The sequence below is a fragment of the Streptomyces sp. NBC_00400 genome (genome assembly GCF_036048035.1).
Taxonomy (GTDB): Bacteria; Actinomycetota; Actinomycetes; order Streptomycetales; family Streptomycetaceae; genus Streptomyces.
Genome location: NZ_CP107940.1, coordinates 4,457,119 through 4,482,500 on the forward strand (window position 1 = coordinate 4,457,119; position 25,382 = coordinate 4,482,500).

18 protein-coding genes (1 of these 18 running past the window's edge) are annotated in these 25,382 nt (G+C 71.9%); 7 read left to right on the forward strand and 11 right to left on the reverse strand.

Annotated features, from left to right (window positions below):
• Both OHS81_RS19425 and OHS81_RS19430 read left to right on the forward strand, forming a co-directional pair.
• Nucleotides 1-1,083, forward strand: a complete 1,083-nt coding sequence (locus OHS81_RS19425; RefSeq protein WP_328385991.1) for a M23 family metallopeptidase — start codon at nt 1-3, stop codon at nt 1,081-1,083.
• 195 nt (nt 1,084-1,278) lie between these two features.
• The gene (locus OHS81_RS19430; protein WP_328385993.1) at nt 1,279-2,235 is read left to right on the forward strand and encodes an aldo/keto reductase; all 957 of its coding nucleotides are present in this window, start codon (nt 1,279-1,281) and stop codon (nt 2,233-2,235) included.
• A gap of 109 nt (nt 2,236-2,344) precedes the next feature.
• On the opposite strand, the gene OHS81_RS19435 is transcribed toward OHS81_RS19430, so the two are convergent.
• From OHS81_RS19435 to OHS81_RS19445, 3 genes are all read right to left on the reverse strand, one after another.
• Nucleotides 2,345-2,647, reverse strand: a complete 303-nt coding sequence (locus tag OHS81_RS19435) for a hypothetical protein (protein WP_328391263.1) — start codon at nt 2,645-2,647, stop codon at nt 2,345-2,347.
• 89 nt (nt 2,648-2,736) lie between these two features.
• Nucleotides 2,737-2,946, reverse strand: coding sequence for a DUF397 domain-containing protein (locus OHS81_RS19440; RefSeq protein ID WP_328385994.1), 210 nt, complete (start codon nt 2,944-2,946; stop codon nt 2,737-2,739).
• On the reverse strand, nt 2,946-3,791 hold the full coding sequence (locus OHS81_RS19445) for a helix-turn-helix domain-containing protein (protein WP_328385995.1): 846 nt from the start codon (nt 3,789-3,791) through the stop codon (nt 2,946-2,948). The genes OHS81_RS19440 and OHS81_RS19445 overlap by 1 nt, the downstream gene beginning before the upstream one ends.
• A gap of 200 nt (nt 3,792-3,991) precedes the next feature.
• Here OHS81_RS19445 and OHS81_RS19450 point away from each other — a divergent pair, with 200 nt between their 5' ends.
• Nucleotides 3,992-4,642, forward strand: a complete 651-nt coding sequence (locus OHS81_RS19450) for an ATP-binding protein (protein ID WP_328385996.1) — start codon at nt 3,992-3,994, stop codon at nt 4,640-4,642.
• A gap of 76 nt (nt 4,643-4,718) precedes the next feature.
• On the opposite strand, the gene OHS81_RS19455 is transcribed toward OHS81_RS19450, so the two are convergent.
• The 3 genes from OHS81_RS19455 to trmB all read right to left on the reverse strand — a co-directional run bounded on the left by OHS81_RS19455 (nt 4,719) and on the right by trmB (nt 8,510).
• Entirely contained in the window at nt 4,719-6,107 is a 1,389-nt protein-coding gene (locus tag OHS81_RS19455) for a YDG/SRA domain-containing protein (RefSeq protein ID WP_328385997.1), read from the reverse strand.
• Nucleotides 6,108-6,274: 167 nt separating this feature from the next.
• Entirely contained in the window at nt 6,275-7,573 is a 1,299-nt protein-coding gene (locus OHS81_RS19460; protein WP_328385998.1) for a PrsW family intramembrane metalloprotease, read from the reverse strand.
• 28 nt (nt 7,574-7,601) lie between these two features.
• On the reverse strand, nt 7,602-8,510 hold the full coding sequence (trmB, locus tag OHS81_RS19465) for a tRNA (guanosine(46)-N7)-methyltransferase TrmB (protein WP_328385999.1): 909 nt from the start codon (nt 8,508-8,510) through the stop codon (nt 7,602-7,604).
• Nucleotides 8,511-9,262: 752 nt separating this feature from the next.
• Between trmB and OHS81_RS19470 the strand changes: the two genes are divergently transcribed.
• A complete protein-coding gene (locus OHS81_RS19470) occupies nt 9,263-10,522 on the forward strand; it encodes an outer membrane protein assembly factor BamB family protein (RefSeq protein ID WP_328386000.1) in 1,260 nt (419 codons plus the stop codon).
• Nucleotides 10,523-10,716: 194 nt separating this feature from the next.
• Here the strand turns inward: OHS81_RS19470 and lhgO are convergent, their stop codons facing one another.
• Nucleotides 10,717-11,937 (reverse strand): L-2-hydroxyglutarate oxidase, encoded by a 1,221-nt coding sequence (lhgO, locus tag OHS81_RS19475; RefSeq protein WP_328386001.1) that lies wholly within the window; start codon nt 11,935-11,937, stop codon nt 10,717-10,719.
• A gap of 211 nt (nt 11,938-12,148) precedes the next feature.
• The gene (locus tag OHS81_RS19480; RefSeq protein WP_088798536.1) at nt 12,149-13,597 is read right to left on the reverse strand and encodes an MFS transporter; all 1,449 of its coding nucleotides are present in this window, start codon (nt 13,595-13,597) and stop codon (nt 12,149-12,151) included.
• A gap of 856 nt (nt 13,598-14,453) precedes the next feature.
• Between OHS81_RS19480 and OHS81_RS19485 the strand changes: the two genes are divergently transcribed.
• Nucleotides 14,454-16,553, forward strand: coding sequence for an asparagine synthase-related protein (locus OHS81_RS19485; RefSeq protein ID WP_328386002.1), 2,100 nt, complete (start codon nt 14,454-14,456; stop codon nt 16,551-16,553).
• A gap of 56 nt (nt 16,554-16,609) precedes the next feature.
• Here the strand turns inward: OHS81_RS19485 and OHS81_RS19490 are convergent, their stop codons facing one another.
• Together OHS81_RS19490 and OHS81_RS19495 are read right to left on the reverse strand one after the other, a co-directional pair.
• Nucleotides 16,610-18,688 (reverse strand): sigma-70 family RNA polymerase sigma factor, encoded by a 2,079-nt coding sequence (locus tag OHS81_RS19490; RefSeq protein WP_328386003.1) that lies wholly within the window; start codon nt 18,686-18,688, stop codon nt 16,610-16,612.
• A gap of 441 nt (nt 18,689-19,129) precedes the next feature.
• On the reverse strand, nt 19,130-20,092 hold the full coding sequence (locus tag OHS81_RS19495) for a TetR/AcrR family transcriptional regulator (RefSeq protein WP_328386004.1): 963 nt from the start codon (nt 20,090-20,092) through the stop codon (nt 19,130-19,132).
• 499 nt (nt 20,093-20,591) lie between these two features.
• On the opposite strand from OHS81_RS19495, the gene OHS81_RS19500 reads away from it, so the two are divergent.
• Nucleotides 20,592-21,917 (forward strand): NAD(P)/FAD-dependent oxidoreductase, encoded by a 1,326-nt coding sequence (locus tag OHS81_RS19500; RefSeq protein ID WP_443058859.1) that lies wholly within the window; start codon nt 20,592-20,594, stop codon nt 21,915-21,917.
• A gap of 308 nt (nt 21,918-22,225) precedes the next feature.
• A complete protein-coding gene (locus OHS81_RS19505; RefSeq protein WP_328386005.1) occupies nt 22,226-24,043 on the forward strand; it encodes an ATP-binding SpoIIE family protein phosphatase in 1,818 nt (605 codons plus the stop codon).
• Between the two features lie 111 nt (nt 24,044-24,154).
• Here the strand turns inward: OHS81_RS19505 and OHS81_RS19510 are convergent, their stop codons facing one another.
• Nucleotides 24,155-25,382: the 3' portion of an MFS transporter gene (locus OHS81_RS19510; protein ID WP_328391267.1), read on the reverse strand. Its footprint extends 71 nt past the window's final position; 1,228 of the gene's 1,299 nt are visible here — the last part of the coding sequence; the start codon falls outside the window, past its right edge; the stop codon is at nt 24,155-24,157.

The following is a 25,382-nucleotide window of genomic DNA, read 5'->3' on the forward strand; positions in this document are numbered from 1 at the left end:
GTGGCGTCCAACAGGCCTGCCCCCGAGGGTCCGTCCGCCTACGACCTCGATGACCGAGGTGCCTTCCCGGGCCCCGGTGATGCGGACAACATCAAAGACGGACCGTGGGAGGAATGGAATCCCACCGAGGATTCCGTCCGCTCGGTCCGCGGCAAGCACCGGGTGGCCAAGCAGCGCGGCGGCGGGCTCGCCCGCGGTGGCACGGTCCTGGGCGTCGGCGTCATCGCGGCGGTCGGTGCCGGCGGAATGGCCACGGCCGAGGGCCGCCCTCCGGTTCCGATCTCGATGCCCGACGTCGGCGGAATGGCCGACGACCTCGCCGACAAGCTGCCGGACGCCAAGTCGCTCCCCGGCGTCGGTGACCTCATATCGGACGCGGGCACAGACTCGGACACGGCTTCGGACTCGGACGCGGGCACGGCCTCGGACTCGGGCTCGGAAGCCGGCGAGGCGCTGCGCAGCCGCATCCTCCAGCAGGCCGACGCGCAGCAGGGCGCCGCCGAGCAGGAGGCCCGTGAGGCCGCCGAGCACACTGCTGTCCAGACGGCCGCGAAGGCAGCCGACGCCCACCAGAAGTCGGCCGAAAAGGCCGCAGCAGCCAAGAAGGCGGCCGAGTTGGAGGCCAAGCGCGAGGCCGAAGAAGCGGCCCGTCAGAAGGCGGAGGCCGCCCGCCTCGCCAAGCTGGCGAAGAACTTCATCGCTCCGGTCTCCTCGTTCACGCTCACCGCGAGCTTCGGCCAGGCCGGCGACCGCTGGGCCGCGGACCACACCGGGCAGGACTTCGCCGCGCCGACCGGCACGCCCGTCAAGGCCGTGCACTCCGGCACCATCACCCAGGCCGGCTGGGCCGGCTCGTACGGCTACCGCATCGTCCTCACCCTCGACGACGGCACCGAACTCTGGTTCTGCCATCTGTCCTCGATGGTGAAGACCTCCGGCAAGGTCAGCACGGGCGATGTCATCGGCCGCGTCGGCGCCACCGGCAATGTCACCGGCCCGCACCTCCACCTGGAGGTGCGCCCCGACGCCGGCGATCCGATAGACCCCATGCCGTGGCTGCGCGATCACGGCATCAAGGTGTGACGCATGGCCTTCAGCGTGTGACGCGCGGTCTCGACGTGTGAGGCACGGCCTCAACGGGCGTATGCCGGACGGAAGTTGGCGTCCGGGGGGGCCGGGGGGTGTCCCGGGGCGTCGTGGGGTGCCGGGAGCGTTCAAGGGGAGCGTTCGAGGGGAGCGGAAGGAATAACTCCGCTCCCCTCGACGTTGCCACCACACATGACTGCGACACACACCCCCCGAAATCGTCAGTCCCTCGGCTCGCTCTCGGTCTCCCCGCTGTCGCTCGGCGGCAACGTCTTCGGCTGGACGGCCGACGAGAGCGAATCCTTCGCCGTGCTCGATGCCTACGTCGCGGGTGGCGGCAACTTCATCGACACCGCCGACGTCTACTCGGCCTGGGTCCCCGGCAACAAGGGCGGCGAATCCGAGACCGTCCTCGGCAACTGGCTGGCCGCCCGCGGCAACCGCGACGAGGTCGTCATCGCCACCAAGGTCGGTGCCCACCCGGACTTCAAGGGCCTGTCCGCCGCCACCATCAAGTCCGCGGTCGATCTCTCCCTCTCCCGTCTGCGCACCGACTACATCGACCTCTACTACACCCACTACGACGACGAATCGGTCGAGGTCGGGGAGTTCCTTACCGCCCTCGACGACCTCGTCCGGGCCGGCAAGGTCCGCGAGATCGCCGCGTCCAACATCTCGGCGAAGCGCCTGGAGGAGTCCCTGGCCTTCTCCGCCCGCGAGGGCCTGGCCCGCTACGTCGCCCTCCAGCCGCACTACAACCTGGTCTCCCGCGACACCTACGAGGGCGAACTCGCCGACGCAGCCGCCCGCCACGGCCTCGCCGCGGTCCCGTACTACGCCCTCGCCTCCGGCTTCCTGACCGGCAAGTACCGCCCGGGAACCACCGTCGACAGCGCCCGCTCCGGCGGCGCGGCCAAGTACGCCGGCACCGACCGGGGCCGGCGCGTCCTCCAGGCCCTCGACACCGTCTCCGCCGCCCACGAGGCCGAGCCGGCCACCGTCGCCCTCGCCTGGCTCGCCGCCCAGCCCACCGTCGCGGCCCCCATCGCCAGCGCCCGGACGGTGGAGCAGCTGCCGGCGCTGCTGGCGGTGGGCGACCTGACGCTCACGGAGGCGGAACTGAGGCTTCTGAACGAGGCTTCTGCCTGAACCAACGGAGAGACGGGGAGGGGGCGGGTTCCAGGGAGTGGCGGGCCGGGGTGGCGGGCCTGCGGGCCACTCCCTGGGGCCCGCCCCCTCCCCACGCCCTGCTCCCGCTCTACTTCCGGCGGTCGACCGCCACCCACGACGCCAGCGCCACCCCACCCGCCACCGCAAACACCGAAGGCCAGGCCCCGATCTTCTTGGCCAACGGATGCGACCCGGCAAACGCCGCCATGTACGCCCCACTCAGCGCCGCCGCCGTCGCGTTCCCCGCCTTCTCCTGCCATCCCTTGCCCGCCACCGCCCCGGCCACAGCCGGCACCACCCCGCCAAGCGGCCGCTTCTTGGTCCAGCGGGCGGTGGCGTAGCCGCCTACCAGGCCGGTTGCTGCGATCACACTCGTCGGTACGCCGGCCATCACGGAAACCTCCACATCAGGGGACAACTGTGACGACCCTACGTGGAGAGTCCATGGGACTCGGACGTTGCTCTGTGTGATGCACCGCGCTAGGCGCGGACGTTCCAGTCCGGGTGCTGCACGCAGGCGACGAAGTCCTGCCATGCCCCGCAGGTGAAGTTGAGTATCTGGCCGCCGGGAACCTTCGTGTCTCGGACCAGGACGGTGGATCCGTCGGGTGTCGCCGTCGCTATGCAGTTGCCGCCAGAGCCGTTGCTGTAGCTGCTCTTGTGCCAGACGAGAGGCGCTGTGTGAGTCATCAGGTGAGTCCTTGCATCGCTTCGGTAATGAGGGCACTGGACTGTTGCGGACTCAAGGACAGTGCCCGCAAGTTGTCGAATGCCTTTGCATACTGCGCGATGTCGCTGGGTTGCTCCAGATAGACAGCATCTGTCAGGCCATCGCGATAGACGATGTCCGGGTCCTCTTGCTCAGGGAACCCCAACATCGTGTACGCCCCTGTTGCCGGGTAGCTACCCGAGTTGAACGGCAGTACCTGGACCGTGACGTTCTTCGATTGCGCCATCTTCAGCAAGCGTTCGAACTGGGCCTGCATCACCTCCCGGCTCCCGATCGCATGCCGCAAGACGCTCTCGTGCAGGATCGCCCACAAATCTGGTGCCTGAGGAGCGGTGAGGAGTGCCTGTCGCTCCATGCGCACGGCGATCATCTGCTCGACGTCGTCTGGACTTGGCTGGGCCGTAGCGTGGTGGAGCTCCCTGGCGTAATCCGCGGTCTGTAGTAGCCCAGGCACGAACTCGGCCTCGTAGGTCCGCAAGCTGCAGGCTGCCTGTTCAAGGCCGACGTATACGGAGAACCAGGTGGGTACAGCGCTGCCGTACGCGTGCCACCAACCCCGCATCTTGGAGTGCTTGGCAAGGTCCTTGAGGAGTTCGCGTAGCTCGTCAGTGGTGTTGTAGAAGCGGCACAGCGCCTCAATGTCTGACGGCTGGACGCGCCCTTGGCCGGTCTCCATGCGGTTGACCTTGGATCCGCTCCAGTCCAGCGACTCGCCCACCTGGTTGCAGGTGAGTCCGTGGTCCTCACGGAGCTTCTTCAGCTCGATCGCAAGTCGGCGACGACGAGCGGTGGGCGAACCGGCCACGGCAACTCTCCTTGTTTTGGCGGGCGTTCATTCTTGCTGCGAGAGCAGGTACGGGCCAATCACTCGATAGAGCGAATCCCGCTGTGCACATTGCATGAAGGGATACGCGCTGCCACTATCGCACCCAGAGGAACTGAGAGTCATCACCTGATGGCCAGACGTGACGTCGGGGTCGTGGGCAAGCAAAGGAGCTGGGCCAGATGAATGCCACCCACCGCATGTCGAGTACGGAGTGGGTCCACCCCTTCACCGCGAGGCCGGCAGGGGTGGCCGAGTTACGCCGTCTGACGAGCCTCTACCTCGAACGGTGGGGACTTTCGGGAGTGGTTGATGCGGCGCAGCTCTGCGTCAGCGAGCTGGCCACCAACGTCATCAACCATGTAGGTGAAGGGGCTGCCGCTGTCCTGTCGGTCATGGTGAGGGATGCGCATCTGCGCATTTCCGTTCGGGATGCGGAGAGTGGTCGGTTCCCAAGGCTCCTGGGTGTCGCGCCTACCTCGGAAACTGGGCGAGGGCTGGGCCTGGTGGCGGCCATGGCGGACCGTTGGGGAGTGACGGCTGCCGCGCACGGCAAAACCACCTGGTGTGAGATCAGTGCATCGTGCACGGCTCAGGTCCGAGGCGCGGACGGCCCGCAATCTCCGGGAGCAGAAGTACCCCCGTCCTCCAGTCAGGGCATGCCGGGTCGGGCAACCCAAGGACGGCCGCTGCACTTCGTTACCCAGGAGGCGGCGGCTGTCGGTCTCATTGCTGAAGTCCTTCGTTGGCTACAGGCGCAGGGGCGTGATCCCGATACGGTTCTCGACTATGCGCAAATGTTCTTCGAGGGTGAGTGCGGCGTCGCGGGTTAGGGGTGATGACGGGGCGGCGCTGATGGGGGCGTACCCCCTCTCTCGCAAATGGATGCCAGGGAGGGGGTATGGAAAGCTATTCGGTCGGGACGTTTATGTTTTCGTGGTGGTCTCGGTGATACGCGAGGTATTTGGCGTTTATGACATGTCCGGGGATCTCGCGTAGTTGGTAGGTTCGAGGTTCGGAGCCTCGTTGCGTAACGGAACGGTCATCGTTAATGATCAGCATTCCGAAGTCGAAGGCCGTGTGGTGGTTTGGGCACAGGCATAGAACGTTATCGATCTCATCGGGGCCGTCGTGCGGGTGACCGAGTGGCTTAATGTGTGCAGCTTCAGCGTAGGCGCCCGTAGGGGTTTCAATGCGCAGTCCGCATACTTGGCAAGCGTATGCGTGGATCTTCTTTACGTAGTCGGCTACCTTGGTGCTTCGGATGATGCGCTGGGTGGAGGTTTCCTTGCGGCCGGGGGTGGCATTGCCAGCCGGGAAGGAGCGCGTGATGTTCGTGGCGGCCTGTTTGTCGACGGAGCCGATGGCGCGGAGTCGATAGCGCCATACGAGGAAGTTCGATTCGCCGCGTTGGGACCAGCACTCCTCTACTCGGTAGAGGCCGTCGTACCGGAGTCCAGCAGCTGGCGAGTGTCGACGGTCACCGCCCGAGCCGCGAATCACGCGCACAGGTGCCCCAGTGGAGTAGCTGGTGACCAACGCTGCATTTCCTAGGGTCAGTTCCTGATCTTTGCATTGCTTCTTCGTTTTCTCGTCTCGCCCCCCTTGCCCCGTGTAGATTATTTCGTCGCCATAGTCTTCATCGTCTTCGTAACCTCCGGATACGACGATGGACTCGGCGCCGCTCGCTCGCGTTCCGCAGATTCCGGCCATGGTGGGACGGTGGACCCTTGCTCGTGCCAGTGTCCGCCGCCTCTTGAAGGTATCCCCGACGCGTACGTGGGGAGGGGCGCCGAATCCGTCAAATTCCTTCGCCGGGAGCCCTGCTTCCAGAAGCAGCAGATCAAGGCGATGGTCCTGGAAGTATTGTTCGTGAAGCAGCTTTACTGCATCCCGACACAGATCCTTATCTGAGGCGAGCTGTTCGTGCAGCGAGGTCTCCAGCCCGGCCTCGGGTGTTTGCTCGGCAAGCCATGTAACTGCGTCAGGATCCCTGGAGTCTGGTGCCTCGTCATTCGTGCCGAGAATCTCCCAGAAGGGGAATTGGTGCAACTCTAGAAAAGTGCTCTCGGGTGTCGGGTGTGAATCTATGGTGTCGTATTCGGTAAGCATGGCCCGAAGGTCTGTCTTTGCCTTGTTCCATGAGGTGAGGCGGTCTGCACCTTCGGCCGCACGGCTGATCGCCCAGAGGAGCGCGATGGGCTGATCCCTCGATGGTTCACCTGACGGGCGATGAAGAGGCAGGGAGGCAAGCGCCTCCATGAAGCGAGTAGCACGTTCCTGCTGGGGCTCGGACAACTTGGTGTTTCCCTCGATCTCAGGTGTGGGTGGACCATGCATAAACCAGGGCTAGTTGCCCAGTACAGATGGTTCGTACACCACTGTCGAGGGAGATAGGGGTCGTTGCGGACAGCGGAGCATCGGCCTGGGGGAGCGGTTGTGGTCGGGCCTGGCTAGAGCAGACGTCATCTGCTGCGGCAAGGCGAGTCGCCGGAGCCGCATGACTGCTCCCTGGTCACCCACGCATCCACCAACGCCGCCCGCCCCCACTGCTGGTAGTGCCGAAGATGCAGCAGCAAGTGCTGTTCCCGGCTGAAGAAGTCGGGTGCAGGTCCCAAGAGATGAGCCCGCCGCCGGTGGAACGAAAGGGTGGTGGCGACGGTGGCGTACTCGGTGACGGCGCGGGCGGCGGCGGGGCCCTGGGTGGTGCGGGCGATGTCGCGGGCCAGGGCGCGGGTTTTGAGGGAGGAGAGGGCGGCGGGCTCGGTGGGGGTGAGCCAGCCGGCGGTGATGTAGGGGGCGAGGTAGCCGCGCAGGGAGAGCAGTTCTTGGTTGCGGGCCCAGATCGCCAGCCAGGTGAGGGCGAGGAGGGCGGGGACCATGAAGAGGCCGTAGACGATGAGGAAGCCGGGGTCGCCGAGGGAGGAGGCGCCGTTCCAGATGGCGTGCAGGAGGACGGCGGTGAGGAGGCCGAGGAGGGCGAGCGCGATGCGGGCGGCGCGGCGGCGGGGGTAGCGGGTGGCGGCGATGCCGAACGCGAGGCCGGTGAGGATCGTGAAGAGCGGGTGGGCGAAGGGGGAGACGATGATGCGGAAGAAGAAGGCGCCGGCGGTGAGGGAGTCCAGACCGGAGTGGCCCATCGACTGGTCCTCGCCGAAGGCGTTGCCCAGGTAGAGGACGTTCTCGGTGAAGGCGAAGCCGGTGGCGGTGATCCCGGCGATGACGATGCCGTCCGTGACGCCGTCGAAGTCGTTGCGGCGGAAGCGGTAGAGGAAGAGGACCGCGGCGGCCTTGGCCACCTCCTCGACGACCGGGGCGATGACCGTGGCGCCCCAGGCCTCGGCCTCGGAGGGCGATGCCGAGGCGATGTTGGCGGCCAGCCAGTCGGTGGCGAAGCCGTTGGCGAGGAGCGCGACCAGGGCGGCGGCGCAGGCGCCCCAGGCGAAGGCGAACGCGAGGTTGCGCCAGGGCTCGGGCTCGACGCGGTCGAGCCAGCAGAACGCCGCGAGGAGGAGCGGCACGGGGAAGACGGCCAGGCCGAGGCCGACCAGGAAGCCTTCGGTGCCGGTCTCCTGGCGGACCATGCCGATGATGATCACGCCGGAGAGCGCGAGCAGCGAGATCAGAGCGACGGCGCGGAGGGTGGTGCTGTTCCAGGGGGCCGTCCGGCGGCGGTGCGCGGCCGCGTCCGCGTGCGGGTGGGGTGTGTACGGGGGAGGGGCGGGTGCGGACGGCGGGTGCGGGGGCGGCTGGGACGGGTACACCCGTCGACCCTAACGAGCGGCGTCCGCCCTACGCGTCGCGGCGGCGGAAGAGGAGGTCGTGGACGACATGCCCCTTGTCCAGCCCCTGGCCCTCGAACTTGGTGAGCGGACGGAAGTCCGGGCGCGGCGCATAGCCGGGGTAGAGGTTTTCGAGCGCCGGCTCGGCGGAGAGGACTTCGAGCATCTGCTCGGCGTACGGCTCCCAGTCGGTCGCGCAGTGGACGAGGGCACCGGGCGCGAGCCGGGTGGTCGCCAGGGCGATGAACTCCGGCTGGACCAGGCGGCGCTTGTGGTGGCGCTTCTTCGGCCAGGGGTCGGGGAAGTAGACGCGCAGGCCGGCGAGGGAGGCGGGGGCCAGCATCTCGCGCAGCAGGATGATGGCGTCGCCGTTGGCCACCCGGATGTTGGACAGGCCGTTCCGCTCCGCGAGACCGAGCAGATTGCCCTGCCCGGGGGTGTGGACGTCACAGCCGAGGATGCCGGTGGCCGGGTCGGCGGCGGCCATCTGTGCCGTGGCCTCGCCCATGCCGAAGCCGATCTCCAGCACGACCGGCAGCCCGCCGAAGAAGGTGTCGAGATCGATACGGGAGAGCCCGTCGATGTCCAGCCCCCAGGTGGGCCACAGGCGGCGCAGCGCGTCCGCCTGGGTGGGCGACACGCGGCTGCGGCGCGGCTGGAAGGAGCGGATCCGGCGCTCGTGATGCGAACCCGCGGGGTCGGCGGCGGGGCCGGTCCCGTCGGGGAACAGGGGCGCACCGCGGCGCGGGGTGGCGGCCGAGACGGCGGTGGAGCCGAGGCTGCGGGGTTCCTGCGCGTCGGCCCCAGGTGCGTCGGTCTGCTGCGGGGCGGCTTCCCGGGCGGGGGTGGCCTGGGCGCCGGCGGCCGGAGCGGCTGCTTCCGCGGCGGGGGTGGCGGGGGTGGTGAGGTTCTCGGACACAGTGCGTCGATTCTACGGGGCGCGGGTCCGGGGGGAGGGGAGCCCGGGGACCCCCTGAGGGTCGGCTGGGGACCGCCCGGAGCCCGTACGGGGCCCGACTGGAGCCCGTACGGGGCCTGACTGGAGCCCGTACGGGGGCCGACTGGAGCCCGTACGGGGCCCGCCCGGAGCCTTCGAGGTGCGTGGCGCGTACGGAAGCGGCGGGCCGGAACCTTCGTGAAAAGGGAGGTTGGCGCGGTGTGTAGCGGCGTGCATACGATGCGGCGCTGACGTGAGCAAAACAAATCAGGGGGTTGGTCATCGTGTCGCAGGGCGGCCAGGGGTACGCCGGGAATCCGCAGGGGCCGCAGCCGCCCGGCCAGGGAGCTCCGGGAGCGCCGCCCGCCGGCCCGCCGGCACCGGGACAGGCCGCCCCGCCGCCCGCGGGAGCGTTCGGCCCTCCGGAACAGCCGCCGACGGGTCCGGGGCAGGTGCCTCCCGGCCCGTACGGCGCCCCGCCCGCTCACCCCGGGCCGGGAGGCGCGCCGTACCCGCCGCCCATGGGCCGGCCCCAGGGGCCGCCCCCGCAGGGTTACCCCGCGCCGCACGGGGGCCAGCAGCCACCCCCGCCGTACGGCCAGAACCAGGGGCCGATGCCAGGTCAGGTGCCGGGCCAGGTGCCCGGCCAGGGACCGTTCCCCGGCGGCCCCATGGCACCCCAGTTCCAGGGCGGACCGGTTGGGCCGGGCGGGCCCAGGCGCAGCGGTGTGCCCGTGCCGGCCATCCTGGCGATCGTGATGGTCCTGCTGGTGGCAGCCGGGGTCGGCGGGTACTTCCTGTTCTCCGGGGACTCGGCCGACCCGGGTGCCGCCCGGCCCGCGAACGCCCTGTCGCGGAAGTGGGAGGCGGCGTCGCCCGTGTCCGAGCGCGAGGGCCAGAACGAGAACGGGCTGCGCTCGATGTGGTTCAACAACGACGACGTCATCTACGGCGACGGCGAGGGCGTACGGGCCTACAACCGCAAGAGTGGCAAGAAGAAGTGGACGGTCAAGACGCCCAAGGGCGCGGGCGAGGTCTGCGCGATGTCCGCGGAGCCCAGTGACGACGGTGTGGGCGCCGTGGTCTTCGACGCGGGTGGCGACGACTGCTCCTACCTCTCCGTCGTCGACACCGACACCGGCCGCACCCTGTGGTCCAAGAGCCTTCAGGACGGTGACACCGCGGAGCACCAGCCGCGGGTCGTGGTGAACAGCAAGGTCGTCGCCGTCACGATCGGCCGGACCTACGCCGGCTTCTCCGTCGGCCGTGGAGCGAAGGTCTGGGAGCTGACCGCGCGCGGTCACGATTGCACCAACTCGGTCGGGCTGAGCCCCCAGTACCTGGCGGTGGCCAGCGACTGCTCCGATGCGAAGCCGAAGAAGCAGCTGGCGCTCCAGGACCTGGAGTACGACAGCATCCATTCGACGGTCACGGGTGAGGACCACGCGATCGTGCGGACCCTGTCGGACTGGCCCCTGACGCTGCTGACGGAGAGCGGCAGCTCGGCCGATCCCGTGCACTACATCCAGACCTATACGGACAAAGGCAAGCCGAACCACACCTTCCAGCTCTCGGGCGAGCTGAAGGACATGAAGTTCGAGCCGCGCAACACCTACGTCGATGAGGACGAGCAGATTCTGGTGGCCGGTTACGGTGCCAACAACGGGCTTGCGGCGATGGACATGAAGACGGGCAAGCTGCTGTGGAAGAAGCGCGGCTCGGCGGCCATCGCCGGTGTGAACAACCAAGGCCTGATGATGGTGACCGATTCGCCCGACAGCGGCGCCTCCGCCGTGAAGGCGCTGGTGGTCGCGGTCGGCTTGCGTGACGGCAAGGAGAAGGTGAAGGGCACGCTCTACGAGAAGGAGCACAACCTGCCGGCCCCCAGCGATATGTCGCTGGGCTTGGACAGGGACAACATGCTCTTCATCCAGAGCGAGCGGCTCACCGACAACCGGCCGAGCGTGCAGGCCTTCGAGGTGCCGTTCGCCTGACGTCTCCAGGACACCGGTCGGCTGACGTCTCCAGGACACCGGTCGCCGCCACGGATCCGCCGCCTCTCGGCCCCGCCTCCTACGGGAGGAGGGGCCGAGAGGCGTTTGACGAGGGGCGGGCCGGGCGGATTCACGAGTTCACGAGGGAGGCCCGAGCGGCGTCGCTCACGAGAGAAGGCCCGAGCGCCGCTCTGTCATGCGCGGCTCCGCCCCAGCAGCCCCAGCACCCGCCGTGCCACCTCCCGCCCGATGGGGAGCGAGGCCGTGGCGGCCGGGGAGGGGGCGTTGAGGACGTGGATCATGCCGGGGGATTCGGCGAAGAGGAAATCGTCGACGAGGGTGCCGTCGGGGAGGACCGCCTGGGCGCGGACGCCGGCCGGCGACGGCACCAGGTCCTCCTCGCGGGCGGCCGGGAGCAGGCGGCGGACCGCGTCGGCGAAGGCGGGCCGGGACAGGGAGCGGTGCAGTTCGCCGGCGCCGTAGCGCCAGTGGCGGCGGGCTATCCGCCAGGAGCCGGGGTAGGCGAGGGTGCCGGCCAGCTCGGCGGGGCGGATCGTGCGCCAGTCGTAGCCCTCGCGGGCCAGGGCGGGGACGGCGTTCGGGCCGATGTGGACGGCGCCGTCGATGCCCCGGGTCAGATGGACGCCGAGGAACGGGAAGGCCGGGTCGGGGACCGGGTAGACCAGGCCGCGGACGAGCGGGGCGCGCTCCGGAGCGAGGGTGAAGTACTCGCCGCGGAACGGGATGATCCGCATGCCCGGGGCGTCGCCGGCCAGCCGGGCGATCCGGTCGCAGTGCAGGCCCGCGCAGTTGACCAGGGCACGGGCACGGTGGACCGTACCGTCGGCGCTGCGGACCGCCACCCGGCCGGGGCGGCGGCCGATGGTCGTCACCTCGGTGCCGTAGACGATCCGGGTGCCGGCGTCCTCGGCGAGCCGGGCGAACCGGCGGGCGACGGCCGCGAAGTCGCAGACGCCGGTCGTACCGACATGGATGGCGGCCAGGCCGTGCACCTCGGGCTCGTACTCGGCTATCTGGGCGGGGCCCAGTTCGCGCACCGGCAGGCCGTGTTCGCGGCCGCGCTGGATCAGGCCGTGCAGCCGCGGCAGCTCGCTGCGGTCCGTGGCGACGATCAGCTTGCCGGTGACCTCATGGGGGATGTCGTTCTCGGTGCAGAACTTCACCATTTCCGCCGAGCCCTGCAGGGCGAAGCGGGCCTTGAGGGAGCCGGGCGGATAGTAGATGCCGCTGTGGATCACGCCGCTGTTGCGCCCGGTCTGGTGACGGGCCGGACCCGGCTCCTTCTCCAGGACCACGACGCGTGTGCCGGGTGCGGCACGTGTGATCGCGTAGGCCGTAGAGAGCCCGACGATGCCGGCACCGATCACCAGCACATCGCAGTCGTACGCCGCCACTGCACCTCCCCAACCGCATGATCCAGGCTCGCCCGTCGCCGCGGACCTGCGCATCATCCGCATCATTGCCCGACGACGTATCCCATCATGACGCCCGGCACTGACAATGCCGATCGGACGGGGCGGGGTCCGGACAGGCCGGGGTGTGGACGGGCCGGGGTGTGGACGGGCCGCCCCTCCTGCCGGCCGACCCGCCCCGTACCGCCCTCGCCTAGGCCGGCGCCGCCAGCAGCGGTCTCGCCCGCTCCCGCAGCTCGACCACCCGGGGCTCGTCGCCGTACGGCTCCAGGCGGTGCAGCAGATCGCGGACGTACTCGGTGGTGCGGGCGGAGGAGATCCGTCCGGCCACCTCGACCGCACGGGTGCCCGCCGCGCAGGCCGCGTCCAGATTGCCGGACTCCAGTTCGGCGACAGCGGAGACGACCAGGCGCAGACCGTGTGAGCGGACGAACTCCTCGGTGGGACGGGACAGCGCCTGCTCGGTGAAGCGGCGCACCTGGCGGGGCAGCCGCAGATCGCGGTAGCACTCGGCGGCGTCGGCGGCGAAGCGTTCGTACGAGTAGAAGTCCAGCCACGAGGGGTCGGGGTCGCCGCCGCGGGAACGCTCCAGCCAGCCCTCGGAGGCCTTCAGCGCCACCTCGCAGGCGCGCGCCTCACCGGCCTTGGCCTGCGCCCGCGCCTCGACCAGGCGGAAGAAGCTCATGGTGCGGGCCGTGGCCAGGCCTCGGTTGCGTTCCAGGGCGGCCTGGGCGAGGTCGACGCCCTCGTCGGCGAAGCCCCGGTAGGTCGCCTGGAGGGACATCGAGGCGAGGACATAGCCGCCGAGGGGGACGTCGGCGGCCGCGCGGGCGAGCCGCAGCGCCTGGATGTAGTACCGCTGCGCGGCCTCCTGCTGGCCCGTGTCGAAGGCCATCCATCCGGCGAGCCGGGTGAGTTCGGAGGTCGCCCCGAAGAGCGCACGGCCCACTTCGTCGCTGTACGAGGCGAGGAGCAACGGGGCCGCGTCCACCCGGAGGCATTCCGGGACCATCGAGGAACGCCAGTCCCCGCCGCCGTATTTGGAGTCCCAGCGGCGCGCGTCCTCCGCCGCCTCGCGCAGCTTGCTGACGTCGCTGTGGCCGACGTGCTGCGGAACCCCGCCGTCGCCGGCCGCCGCGGCGTCCTTGTCCCGTGCCTCGGCCGCCTCCCGCGCCACCGAGCTGTCGGCCGGGGATATCAGCCAGCGCGAGGCGGGGGTGGCGTACGCGCTGACGGCGAAGGATCCGGCCAGGCTCTGCCAGATGCCGCCGCCGCCCGCCCGCCGTCCGGCCAGATCGAGACGGTACAGCTCGGTCGCGGAGCGCACCGCGGCGCCCACATCGCGGGGAAATGCCAGGCCCACCTCGGGCGCCGGGTCCGCGTCGGCCAGCCCGATCTCGTGCAGCGGAACCGGCCGGCCGAGCTTGCTGCCGATCGCGGACGCGATCAGATGGGGCGCGGCGCCCTGCGGCACCATGCCCTTGGAGACCCACCGCGCCACCGACGTCTTGTCATAGCGAAGCGTCAGTCCGCGCTGCGCACCGAGGTCGTTGACCCGGCGTGCCAGTCCGGCATTGCTGATACCCGCGAGGGCGAGAACAGTGCCGAGCTTTTCGTTCGGCCCGCGTATATCCCTGGACATGCGCACCCCTCGACAAGCGACGGCCGCCCCGGTACCCCGGGGCATGCGTCCACCCAGAGTAGTTCGCCGGATCCCGACCGTTAAGTGCCGGTGTCCCGGATGGCGAGATTCGTGTTCAAACAGGGGTGCGGGAATTGGCATGTGCTCCGGGTACGTGTGCCCGTGCGCCCGTTCGTGCGCGCTGGCCGCCCGTTTCCGGGAGCGCTTCCATGTCTTCTGCGTGGGTCGGCCCGCTGCACTGGATCCAGTGGGCTGGGGGATACCGTCACCTCAATTCCCCGCGGGTGACGGTCCGGTCCGGGGGGCGCAGCCCGCCTCCCGGACCGTCGCGCAGAGCGGCCGGCGGCCGGTCGCGGCCGGTCGTGTCACCGGTTGACGCCCTGCCCGCATACGCCAACTGGGCTGTGTGGTACGGACTTTGGCCGAAAATCGACGGGTGATGATTTCACGCCGCCGCCTGCTCGGGGTCGCCCTGGGGGCCACACGGGGGGCCTCCCGGGGCCGGGGCGGCGGAGTGCTCGTGCCCGGTGCGGGGGGCCGAGCCGGCACATCGCCCGTGCCCGGCGCGGGGCGCATTCCGCGGGCCGGCCCGCACGGCCGTCCCGCCGCCCCCGCGCCCCGTCCGCTCCGCCGTCCGTGGCCCGCCCGCGCGGGCCATGACGCCCCCGGGGACCCGCCGACGGCCCCTCAACCGGCGCACGCGGCGCGAACCGCCCGTATACAGGACCGCTCCGGCGCCTCCTGTGCGCCCCTGTCATGGCAGCATGGTCGCCACAACAGCTCGGCGACAGCCGGGCAATCCGCTGTACGGGGCGGCCGTTGGCCCCGGCGCACGGGGAATCGGGTGGAGGCGGCCATGCGCTGGTTGGTGGGGTGGAGCAGTGCCGCCACGGGGCCGGCCGGCACGGGGCCGACGGCGGGCGAGGAGAGCCGCGCGGTCCTCCCCGTGGGCGCCCAGCTCCTGTGGGGTGACCCCGATCCGCTCTGGGCGGTCGGCGACTGGCGGCCGGACGAGGTCCGCGTCGTACAGGCCGACGCCGAGACCCGGCTCGCGGTCTTCGGCGTCTGCGGCGCCACCGACGACCAGCTGCGGGTGGGCCTGTTCGCGGCGCGCGGGGGCGCACTGCGCCACCTCACCACCTGGCCCGGCAGCTACACCGCCGTCGTCCAGGTAGGGCGGCGGATCACCGTCACCGGCGACCTGGCCGGCGCCCGGCCCGTCTTCCACACCCCCTGGGCCGGCGGCACCGCCTACGCCACCGCCGCCCTCCCGCTCGCCGACCTCGTCGAGGCCGGCCTCGACATCGGCCACCTGGCCGCGCTGCTGGCCTGCCCGGACATCCCCGAGGCGCTGGGCGCCGGCACGCCGTACGAAGGCGTCCGCCGGATCCCGCCCGGCCACGCCCTGGTGCTGCGCGGCGGCGCCCGCGACGTCACCTCCTTCGAGCCGACCGCCTCGCTCGCCGTCGCCGCACCCCAACTCGCCCCGGAACAGGCCGTGGACGGCGTCCGCGACGCCCTGGTCGAAGCCGTCCGCGCACGGCTGGCCGGGCCCCGCCACGCCCCCGATCCGGACGGGCGCGACGGTCTCGACCCCGGACCGGTGCCCGGCATGGGGCCCGCCGAGCGGCGCGCGGCGCGCGGGGCGCCGGCCCCCGGTGTCGGCGCCGACCTCTCCGGAGGAAGTGCCTCCGGAACTCTCGCCCTCCTGGCCGCCGGTCTCCCCGGCCGGCCCGGACGGCTGGGCGGCCACGGCGAACGCCTCCTGGCCGTCACCTTCAACGACCGCGCCACCACGGGCGAAGGGGCCCACCACGACGCCGAGTTGGAGCGCGCCCGCACCCTGGCCGACAACCCGCGGCTGCACCATGTCGTCGTCGCGGCCGGCGAAGAGGCCCTTCCGTATGCGGACCTCGGCGCGGGCCCGCTCACGGACGAGCCGGGCCCCTCCCTCACCACCGCGAGCCGCCACCGCCGACGCCTGCTGGCCGGCAGCGCGGACCATTTCGTCGGACACGGCGCCCGTCAGGTCCTCGACGCGCACCCGGCCCGCCTCGCCGACCTCCTCATGGACCGCCGCCGACGCCATCTGCTGCGCCCGGTCACCGCGCTGGCCAAGGCCGACGGCCCCTCCGCACACTCCGTCCTCGTCCCCTTCACCGTCTACCGTGCCGCCCGCAGGCTCGCCCGTACGCCGTACCCGTCCGGCCTCGCCGATACGGCGCGGCGCCTGCTGGAGCGGCAGTTCGCCGACGAGCCGGTGGCCGGCGGGGCCGTGGACGCCTCGCTGGCCGCGCTCGCCTGGTGCGGTCCGGGGCCCGCGGCGCGCTGGCTCACGGGGGAGGCGCTGGCCGAAGTATCGGTTCGTCTCAGCGAAGCGGCACACCGCTCGCCCGCCGCCGGCCACCCCGGGGAGCGGCGGGCCCGCGCCGCGCTGGCCCGTCAGGCCGCGGACCACCGCGTCTTCGAGCAGGCCGCCGAGATCCGCAACCAGCGGCTGCACGCCCCCTTCCTCGACAACCAGGTGGTGCTCGCCTGCCGCGCGCTGCCGGACACCCTGCGGGTGCAGCCGGGGGCGCGGGCCGCCGTACTGCGCTCCGTACTGGCCGGGGCCGGCGTACGGGATCTGCCGCCCGGCTGGGGCGCCACCTCACACCTGACCCAGGCGGCCGCCGTACGCACCGGGCTGCGCGGCGCCATAGGGGACCTGGTGCAGCTCTTCGACACGCCGCTGCTGGCCGATGCGGGGCTGGTGGAGGCGCGGGTGGTCCGCAAGGCGCTGCGGTCGGCGGCGGAGGGGGCGGCGCTGCCGTTGGACGGGCTGACCGAGCTGGTCTCCACGGAGCTGTGGCTGCGGCGGTTGGTGGCGCGGCGGGGGACGTGCTGGACGGGGACGGGGGCGCCGCGCCAGAAGGCGGTCGCGGGTGGGGTCGTTCCCCGTGCGCGGCTGGCGTGAGCCGGTAGCCGGCAGCCGGTAGTCGTAGCCGGCTCGCCGGCGGCCGCCCCGGCCCCTCAACGACAGCTGATCGTCGCCTGCGCCCAGTCTCCCAGCGCCACCACGGCCACGGGCGAGACCGGCTCGCTCACCAGCCGCAGCGTCTTACGCCCCGTCAGCGGAACATGCACCGGCACCGCCCGCTGCCCGCCGTGCACCACCGCCGACCGCCACAGCCGCACCCCGTCCGCATAAACGGAGAAGCGCAGCACCCCCAGCCCCATACTGAGATCGTCGATGCCCGCCACCGCGTCGTACGCGGTGCACCGGCGGTTGAGGTCGATGGTCACCGAGGACTGCGCATGCACGCTCGCACCCTGCGCATACGTCGTGCCGGCGATCTTCGGTGACTCCCGCTGCCACAGCCAGCTGCTGCCGAGGGTGCGCACCTCCGGCTTGCCGCCGTCGCCCGTGAAGTCGTGGTCGAGCGCATTGAGCGGGTACGCGGTCGGGGCGGGCAGCGGCGGCTGTGGTGTGGGCTCCGGCGGCGTGGCCTTCGGCGGTGTGGGACCGGGGGCCGGCGCCGAGGGCGGGGCCGGGCGGGGCGTGGGCCGTGGCGGAGTCCGCGGCGGGGCGGGCGCCGGCTCGGGGCGCGAGGTGTGCGTCGGCGGCGACTTCGGGCCCGGCGTCGCGCTGTACTTCGGGGCCGGTGCGGCACCGGACGCCGGCGGCAGCGCCGACCCCGACGGCACGGACGACGGCCTCTGCGGCGCGGCCGGGGCCGACTGCGCGGACCCGGCCCGCGGTTTCGGTGCAGGCCCGGGCAAGCCGGTCAGCGCCAGCGCCAGCACCCCGCCCGCCACCACCGTCGCCCCCACGCCGAGACCGACCTTCACCACCGCGCCCAGCCCCTCACCCACGGCCGCACCACCGGAACCACCGGCCCCGCCGGCACTTCCCGCCGCACCGGCACCACCGCCGCCCGTGGCCGCGGAACCACCACCGCCCGCAGCCGCCGCACCGGCCCCCGTTGTGCTTCCCGCCGCACCGGCCCCGGCTGCCGCGCCCGCTCCCGCGACCCCCACCGCCGCGGCCGCCGCCTTGACGGCGTACCCCGCGGCGAACCAGCCGATGACCGCGACCGGCAGCAGCGCCCCGATCCGCTGATTGACGTCCTCGACCTCCAGCGCGGCCAGCCGGCACCGGGCACATGCCTCCAGATGCTTGCGCAGCCCCCGCTCGGCCCGCATCCGCAGCCCCCCACGGGCGAAGGCACCGAGCCGGTCGGCATACCGTGCGCAGTCGCCGCCCGCGGTCAGCGACTGGCTGACATGCGCCTGCAAGTAGGCCTGCCGTAGACCCTCGCGGGCGCGGTGCGCCAGTACGGCGGTGGCGTTCGCGGTCAGCCCGAGCAGCGGGGCGACCTCGCTGGGCGACTCCTCCTCGACCGTGGTGTGCCACAGCACCGTCTGGTAGCGCTCGGGCAGACTGCGGAACGCCTGCACGGCCATCGACTGCTCGGCCTCGTGCAGGGCGCGCACGTCCGCGCCCGGATCCAGGCTCTCCCGGTCCCCCGGCACCCCGGCCGAGGACACCGCGAACACCGCGAAGTCCTCCACCAGCTGCTCCCGCCGCGCCGTCTTCGCCCAGGCGGCGGCGACCCGCCGGACGGTGGTCAGCAGGTAGGCGCGCACCGCGGAATCGGGCCCCGCGCCGCCGCGTACCGCCTGCAGCGTGCGCGCGAAGACCTCACCGGTCAGATCCTCGGCGGTGTGCACGTCCCGGCAGCAGCTCCGGGCGTAGCGCCGGACCGCCTCGGCGTGCCTGCGGTACAACTCCTCGTACGCACTGTCGTCCCCGGCCCGCAGATTGGCGAGCAACTGGGCGTCGGACGGCGGGATTTCGCCCCCCTCAGGAGCAGCAGCCGGGCCCGCCCGGTGAGAACGCCCCCGCTGCGGCGGCACGCTGAGCCCCGCGCCCGCCGGACGACGGGCGCGATCGCACCGCTCAGCCTGCCCGTCGGCCGGGCTCCCCGCCCCCAACGGCCCGGCCTGGCCGGGGATCTGTCCGGACGGCGTGCCTTTGGTCTCGCCCACCCCGGTCCCGTCCGCCCCGGCCTCGCCGTCGCGCCGCCCGTCCCGCCCGTCAACACCCATCTTCGAGGCCCCCGAAGCCGCCGTCACACCGGAATACCGCGCCAGAGTGCCACACCGAACCCCCGCGGTTGAGGCTCCTGACCGCCATCCACTCATCCGGGGTGCGCACGCGGACGACCGCACGGACGTTCACCCGTACGAGCCATGCCGCGCATACGGGCCACACCCGCCGCGGGCCCCTTACGGGTATCCCTCGGAGCCCTCGTAAGGGGCCGTACGCCGCACGCCTCGTGCCCCGCACGCCCCGCACAGCCCCTACGGGCCGGGCTCCGCACATGCGCGGAGCCCGTACCCGCCCCCAAGGGCGCATACGGGCTCCGCAGCCGTATACGGCACCGTCCCGCGGACCGGCACCGTCCCGCGACCGGCATCGGCCGGCCGGCCGGCCCCGCCCGGTGAACCCGGCGGTCGGGCCCACCGGACGGCGCCGGCCGCCGGACCTCACTCAGCAGGGCGCGAACGCAGCCCCTCCAGCAGAATCTCCAACAGCCGCGCGGAGGCGGCCTGCTGGTGGCTGGGTTCGGGCAGCGTGGGCGCGCCCGTGGCGATCACTAACAGAATGTCGGCGACCGTCACATCGGCGCGCAGCTCACCCGCCGTCCGGGCCCGCTCCACGAGCCGCCCGACGACCTCCAGCAACGCGTCGGCGCCCGCCATCTCCTCGGTACCGGCATCGGCACCGTCGCCGGCCACGGCGGCCGGCGCGGCCCCGTCCACCGGGGACGGCCCGCCCTCCGTGGTGTCGCTCGCGGCGACCAGCCGGAGATCGACCGGGACCCCGTCCGTGCCGGGTGCCATCCGCTGCTGCGGCACCCGCGCCTCACTCAGGCCGTCCGGGACCCGGGCCTCGCTCAGCCCGTCCGGCACGCGTGGCCCGTCCGTGCCGTCCGCCGCCGGCTCCGTGGGCCGGTCGGCGTTCGCGCTCACCCGCAGAATGCCCGGCGGCAGCAGCCGTCCGGCACCCGAGGCGACCGAGGTCCGCAAGAAGCGGGACAGCGCGGACCATGCATCGTCCTCCTGGCCCAGCGCCGTACGCGCCTGGTCCGTCAGCCGTGAGGTCTCCTCCTCGGCTATCCGGCGGACCAGCACGTCCTTGCTGGGGAAACGGCGGTAGACCGTGCCGACACCGACCCGGGCCCGCCGTGCCACGTCCTCCATGGGCGCGCCGTACCCCAGCTCGCCGAACACCTCGCGTGCGGCACGCAGCACATGTTCCAGATTGCGCTGGGCATCCACCCGCAGCGGCGTGCTCCGACCCCCCGTCCCCGTGCGGGCACCGTTCCTCACACCGGTGGCGTTACCGGTGCCGTCGGTGCCGTTGTTGTTTTCCTTCACGCTCCCGGCGTCGTCGGCGGCATGCGCCACAGCGACGTTGGTCTGCCAATGAGAGCCCTGAATGTGCATAGTGATCCCCCGGTAATGACGTCTCCCCCCGGAGACTCCCCGCCCTGACAGTCAGGGCGTACCGATGACAGGGTGCACCCCAACGACATATGAACATAGTTGAGCCCGGGTCAAGAATGAAGGGGGCGTTCCGCGCAATGCGCCCCCCGATCGGACCAAGGGGGCTGATCCGCCCGGATCATGACCCCGTTCTTCCGCCGCCACCCACCCCCTGACCAGGGCACCTCTGCCCGCACGCGCGGAATATGCCGTTCCGTCCCCAGGGCCGCGACCGGTCATACATTTCGACGGGCCTGTGGACAAAGCCGCTCCGGCAGTGCGTCATGGAACAGTGCTGTGCTTTACCCGGGGGCGCAGCTCCCGAGGGTGCCGCGCCGCCGGCCGCCCGCCGGATCGGTGCCGCCCGGGCCTGGCCGACACCGCGAGGAGAACCTCTGTGAAGACTGTGTCCTCGAATGACGTGACGCGCATTCTCGTTGTCGGTGGTGGTTATGTGGGGATGTACACCGCCCTGCGGCTGCAGCGAAAACTGAAGCAGGAACTGCACCAGGGCACCGTCGAGATCATCGTGGTCGACCCCGAGCCGTATATGACGTACCAGCCCTTCCTGCCCGAGGCCGCGGCCGGTTCGATCTCCCCGCGCCATGTCGTCGTACCGCTGCGCCGGGTGCTGCCGCAGTGCAAGGTCGTCATCGGCGAGGTCACCGCCCTCGACCACGGCGACCGCCGGGCCACCATCACCACCCTGGCCGCGGAGGAGACCGGCAACGGCGCCGTCGAGGTGGAGTACGACGAACTGGTCCTGGCGCCCGGCTCGGTCTCGCGCACCCTGCCCGTCCCGGGCCTGGCCGATGTCGGCATCGGCTTCAAGACGGTCGAGGAGGCCATCGGACTGCGCAACCACGTCCTCGCCCAGCTCGACATCGCCTCCTCCACCCGTGACCCCGCGGTCCGCGACGCCGCGCTCACCTTCGTCTTCGTCGGCGGCGGGTACGCGGGCGTGGAGGCGCTGGCCGAACTGGAGGACATGGCCCGCTACGCCGTCCGCTACTACCACAACATCCAGCCCGAGGACATGAAGTGGATCCTGGTCGAGGCGACCGACCGGATCCTGCCCGAAGTGGGCCCCGACATGGGCCGTTACGCCGTCCGCGAGCTGCGCGCCCGCAATATCGACGTCCGGATGGAGACCCGGCTGGAGTCCTGTGAAAAGCGGGTCGCCCGGCTCAGCGACGGCTCCCGCTTCCCGACCCGGACCCTGGTGTGGACCGCGGGCGTCAAACCGCACCCCATCCTGGCCGCGACCGGGCTGCCGCTGAACGCCCACGGCCGCCTGCAGTGCACCCCCGCGCTCCGGGTGGACGGCGTCGAGCACGCCTGGTCCGCCGGCGACGCGGCCGCGGTCCCCGACCTGACGGCCGCGCCGCCCGCCAAGCCCGACGAGCCCCGCGCCCTGTGCGCCCCCAATGCGCAGCACGCCGTCCGCCAGTCCAAGGTGCTCGCCGAGAACATCGCGGCGGTGGTACGCGGCGGCCCGGTCCAGGACTACGCGCACAAATACGTCGGCTCGGTGGCCTCGCTCGGCCTGCACAAGGGCGTGGCGCACGTCTACGGACGCAAGCTGAAGGGCTACCCGGCGTGGTTCATGCACCGCGCCTACCACCTCAGCCGGGTGCCGACCTTCAACCGCAAGGCGCGGGTGCTCGCCGAATGGACGCTGGCCGGCCTGTTCAAACGCGAGATCGTCTCGCTCGGCTCGCTGGAGAACCCGCGCGCCGAGTTCGAGCTCGCCGCGGGCACCGGACGGCACAACGAAGCCAGTTGACGCGCCGTACCCCGAAGAGGTGAGTGCCGCCGGCCCCCGGGCGGCGGGATGTTCCGGAGCGCGGAACTCCCTCCCGGCACCCGGGCGTCTGACGGATGTCCGTCCGGTCGGCCACACTGGACGTGTGACCATGGGTGGGCTCGTATCTGCAAAGAGTGACAATCACGAGGATTCTGGACGTTTGCTGCATTCCGCAAAGGGGCGCCGAGAGTGTCCCCAGCCGACCTTTCCCCGGCCGCCGGCCGGGAGGTCCCGCCATGCCGGCGGCCCGATCCCGCGCGACGACGCGAAGTAAGAGGTACCCCTCCGTGATCTTCACGCGCTGGAGCGCCAAATTCCCCGGCACCCAACGGCGTGCCGCCGCGCGGTCCGACCGCGCCGCGCCCCGCCCCGCGTCCGGCACGCCGGCCGCACCGCCCACCGCGGCCCCGGCGCCGCCCGCCGTGCCCGCGGCGGACGGCGGCACGCCCGCCGCACCGACAGCTGCGACCACGGGCTCCGTCCCCGCGGCCCGCGCCGAGCACGCCGAAGCCTCGGCCACCCGGGAACCCACCCCCGTGGCCCTGCCGCCCACGGTCGACGCCCTGTCCGTCCACGACATCCTCGGCACCATCCCCGCCCTCGTCGCCGTCGTCTACGGCCCCGAGCACCGCCTCGCCTACGTCAACGGCGCCTACGCCGGCGTCTTCGGCCCCCGCCCGGCCGGCCACACCGCCCGCGAAGCCCTCCCCGAGCTCGGCACCCTCGGCCTGCTCCCCCTGATGGACCAGGTCCTGCGCAGCGGCAAACCGCGGACGGTCAAGTCCCGCAAGGTCCCCGGCGTCGCGGGCGGCGACCGCACCCGCGACGGCTACTACACCTTCACCTGCACCCCGATCGAGGTCGCGGCGAGCGGCCCGGCACCCGACCCCGAGGTCGCCTGCGTCGCCCCGCACAAGGGCGTCCTGGTCTTCGGCGCCGAGGTCACCGACCAGATCGAGTCCGCCGAGCGGCTGCGCGCCAGCGAGGCCCTCCAGCGCGAGGCCGCGGTCACCCTCCAGCGCTCCCTGCTGCCCCAGGAACTGGAGCAGCCCGACGACCTCCGCGTCGCGGCCACCTACCAGCCCGGCGGCACCGACGCCGCGGTCGGCGGCGACTGGTACGACGTCATCACCCTCGGCGCCGGCCGTACGGCCCTGGTCATCGGCGACGTCATGGGCCGCGGGGTGCGCGCCGCCGCCGTCATGGGCCAGCTGCGCACCGCGGTCCGCGCCTACGCCCGCCTCGACCTCCCGCCCCACGAGGTCCTGCAGCTCCTGGACGGCCTGGCCGCCGAGATCGACGCCAGCCAGATCGCCACCTGCGTCTACGCCGTCCACGACCCGAACGAGGGCCGGCTGGTCTACGCTTCCGCCGGCCATCTGCCCATCCTCGTACGCGACCCGGACGGCACGGTCCGCCGCGCCGCCGAACCGACCGGACCGCCCCTGGGCACCGGCGGCTGGCTGCACACCTCCGGATCCGTCCCCCTGGGCCCCGGCAGCAGCGCCGTCCTCTACACCGACGGCCTGGTCGAGCGCCGCGACAAGGACATCGACCACGGCGTCGAGGCCCTGGAACGCGCCTTCGCCGGTGCCGCCGGCGCCCCGGACATCGTCTGTGACCGCCTGCTGCGCTCCCTGGGAATCACCGCCAGCCACGACGACGACGTCGCCATCCTGGTCCTGCAGCACCCCGAACGGACCGGCCACGACGCCGAGCTGTTCCACAACGCCGCGCTCGAACTCCTCGGCGGCACCGAAGCGGCCCCGCGCGCCCGCGCCTTCGCCTCCGGGGTCCTCGCCTCCTGGCGTTTCCCGCCCGAGCTGCACGACCTCGGCGTGCTGGCCGCCAGCGAACTGGTCGCCAACTCCCTCCAGCACGGCACCCCGCCCATGCGCCTGCGCCTGCGCCGCACGGACCGCCGGCTGATCGTCGAGGTCACCGACGGCGACGACCATCTCCCGCGCCGCCGTCGTGCCGAACCGGCCGACGAGGCCGGCCGGGGCATCTCCATCGTGGCCACCATCGCCTCGTCCTGGGGCTCCCGCCGCACCCCGGGCGGCGGCAAGGCCGTCTGGTGCGAATTCGCACTGCCCCGCGGATAGCCGTATGCCGCCGGCCCCGGTCCGATCGGACCGGGGCCGGCGGCATGAAGACGCGGACCTCTTACGGCACCGGGCACCGGGTACGGGGGCACCGGGCACCGGATGCGGGGCTCAGGCGCCGCAGGCCACGGCTTCCGCCTCGGCCGGCACCCGCGCCGCGGGCAGGGAGGCCACCGCGCGGTGCGGATTGTCCTGCGCCGGACGCAGCATCCGCCCCAGCCACAGCGACAACGCCGTGATCCCCAGCGCACACACCACGAGCATCCCGATGTACGCCCCGTACATCCCGTGCCCCACCATCAGCGCGCCCACGGCCGGACCGAGCGCCAACGCCAGCTGCTTGACCAGCGCGAACGCCGAGTTGTACTGCCCGATCAGGGAAGCCGGCGCCAGATCGGCCACCAGCGGAGCCACCGTCGGCGACAGCATCGACTCACCGATACCGAACAGCGCATACGTCGAGATCAGCAGCGTCGTCGCCACCACCTGCGCGCCGTGCACCAGCCCGGACAGCCCGGCGGCTATCCACGCCACCGTCCAGACCACCCCGACCAGCGCCATCACCCGGCTGCGCCGCCGCCGCTCGACCAGCTTGAGCACCACGAACTGCGCCGCCACGATCGCCGCCGTATTGGCCGCGAGCGCGATGCCCAGGCCGGCCGGCGGTATGCGGGTGACCTCGGTCGCGTAGGCCGCCAGCCCCGACTCGAACTGTCCGTAGCAGGCGAAGAACAGCACGAACCCCAGGACACACAGCCACACCATCCGCCGGTCGGCGAACATCGCCCGCCAGGCGCCCTTGGCCCGCTCCTCGGTCGGCACCGCATCCTCGACCTTCGGCGACCGCGGCAGCCGTACGGTCGCCACCGCAGCCCCGAGCACCAGGAACATCACGGCCTCAATGGCGAACAGCCGCACAAAGCTCGACGCATGCGCCTCGTCGACCAGCAGCCCGCCGACCAGTCCGCCGACGCCCAGCCCCAGGTTGTTCAGGAAGAACTGGGTGGCGAACGCCCGCGACCTCGTCAGCGTCGTCGAGCACCACACGATCATCGTCGCGAGGGCCGGCTGAATGACCGCTATCCCGGCACCGAGCGCGATGGCCGACGCGATGACCAGCGGCTCGGTGGCGGACAGGCCGATCCCCAGGGAACCGACGGCGGCGGAGACCGTGCCGACGACGGCCACCGGCAGCGGTCCGCGCCGGTCGATGGCGCGGCCGGTCAGCGGCAGGACGACCAGCGCGGCCACCGCGAGCAGGGCGAGCACCGCACCGGCAGTGCTCGCGCCGAGATCCCGCACCTTCGCCACATAGACGTACAGATACGGAACGGTGAAG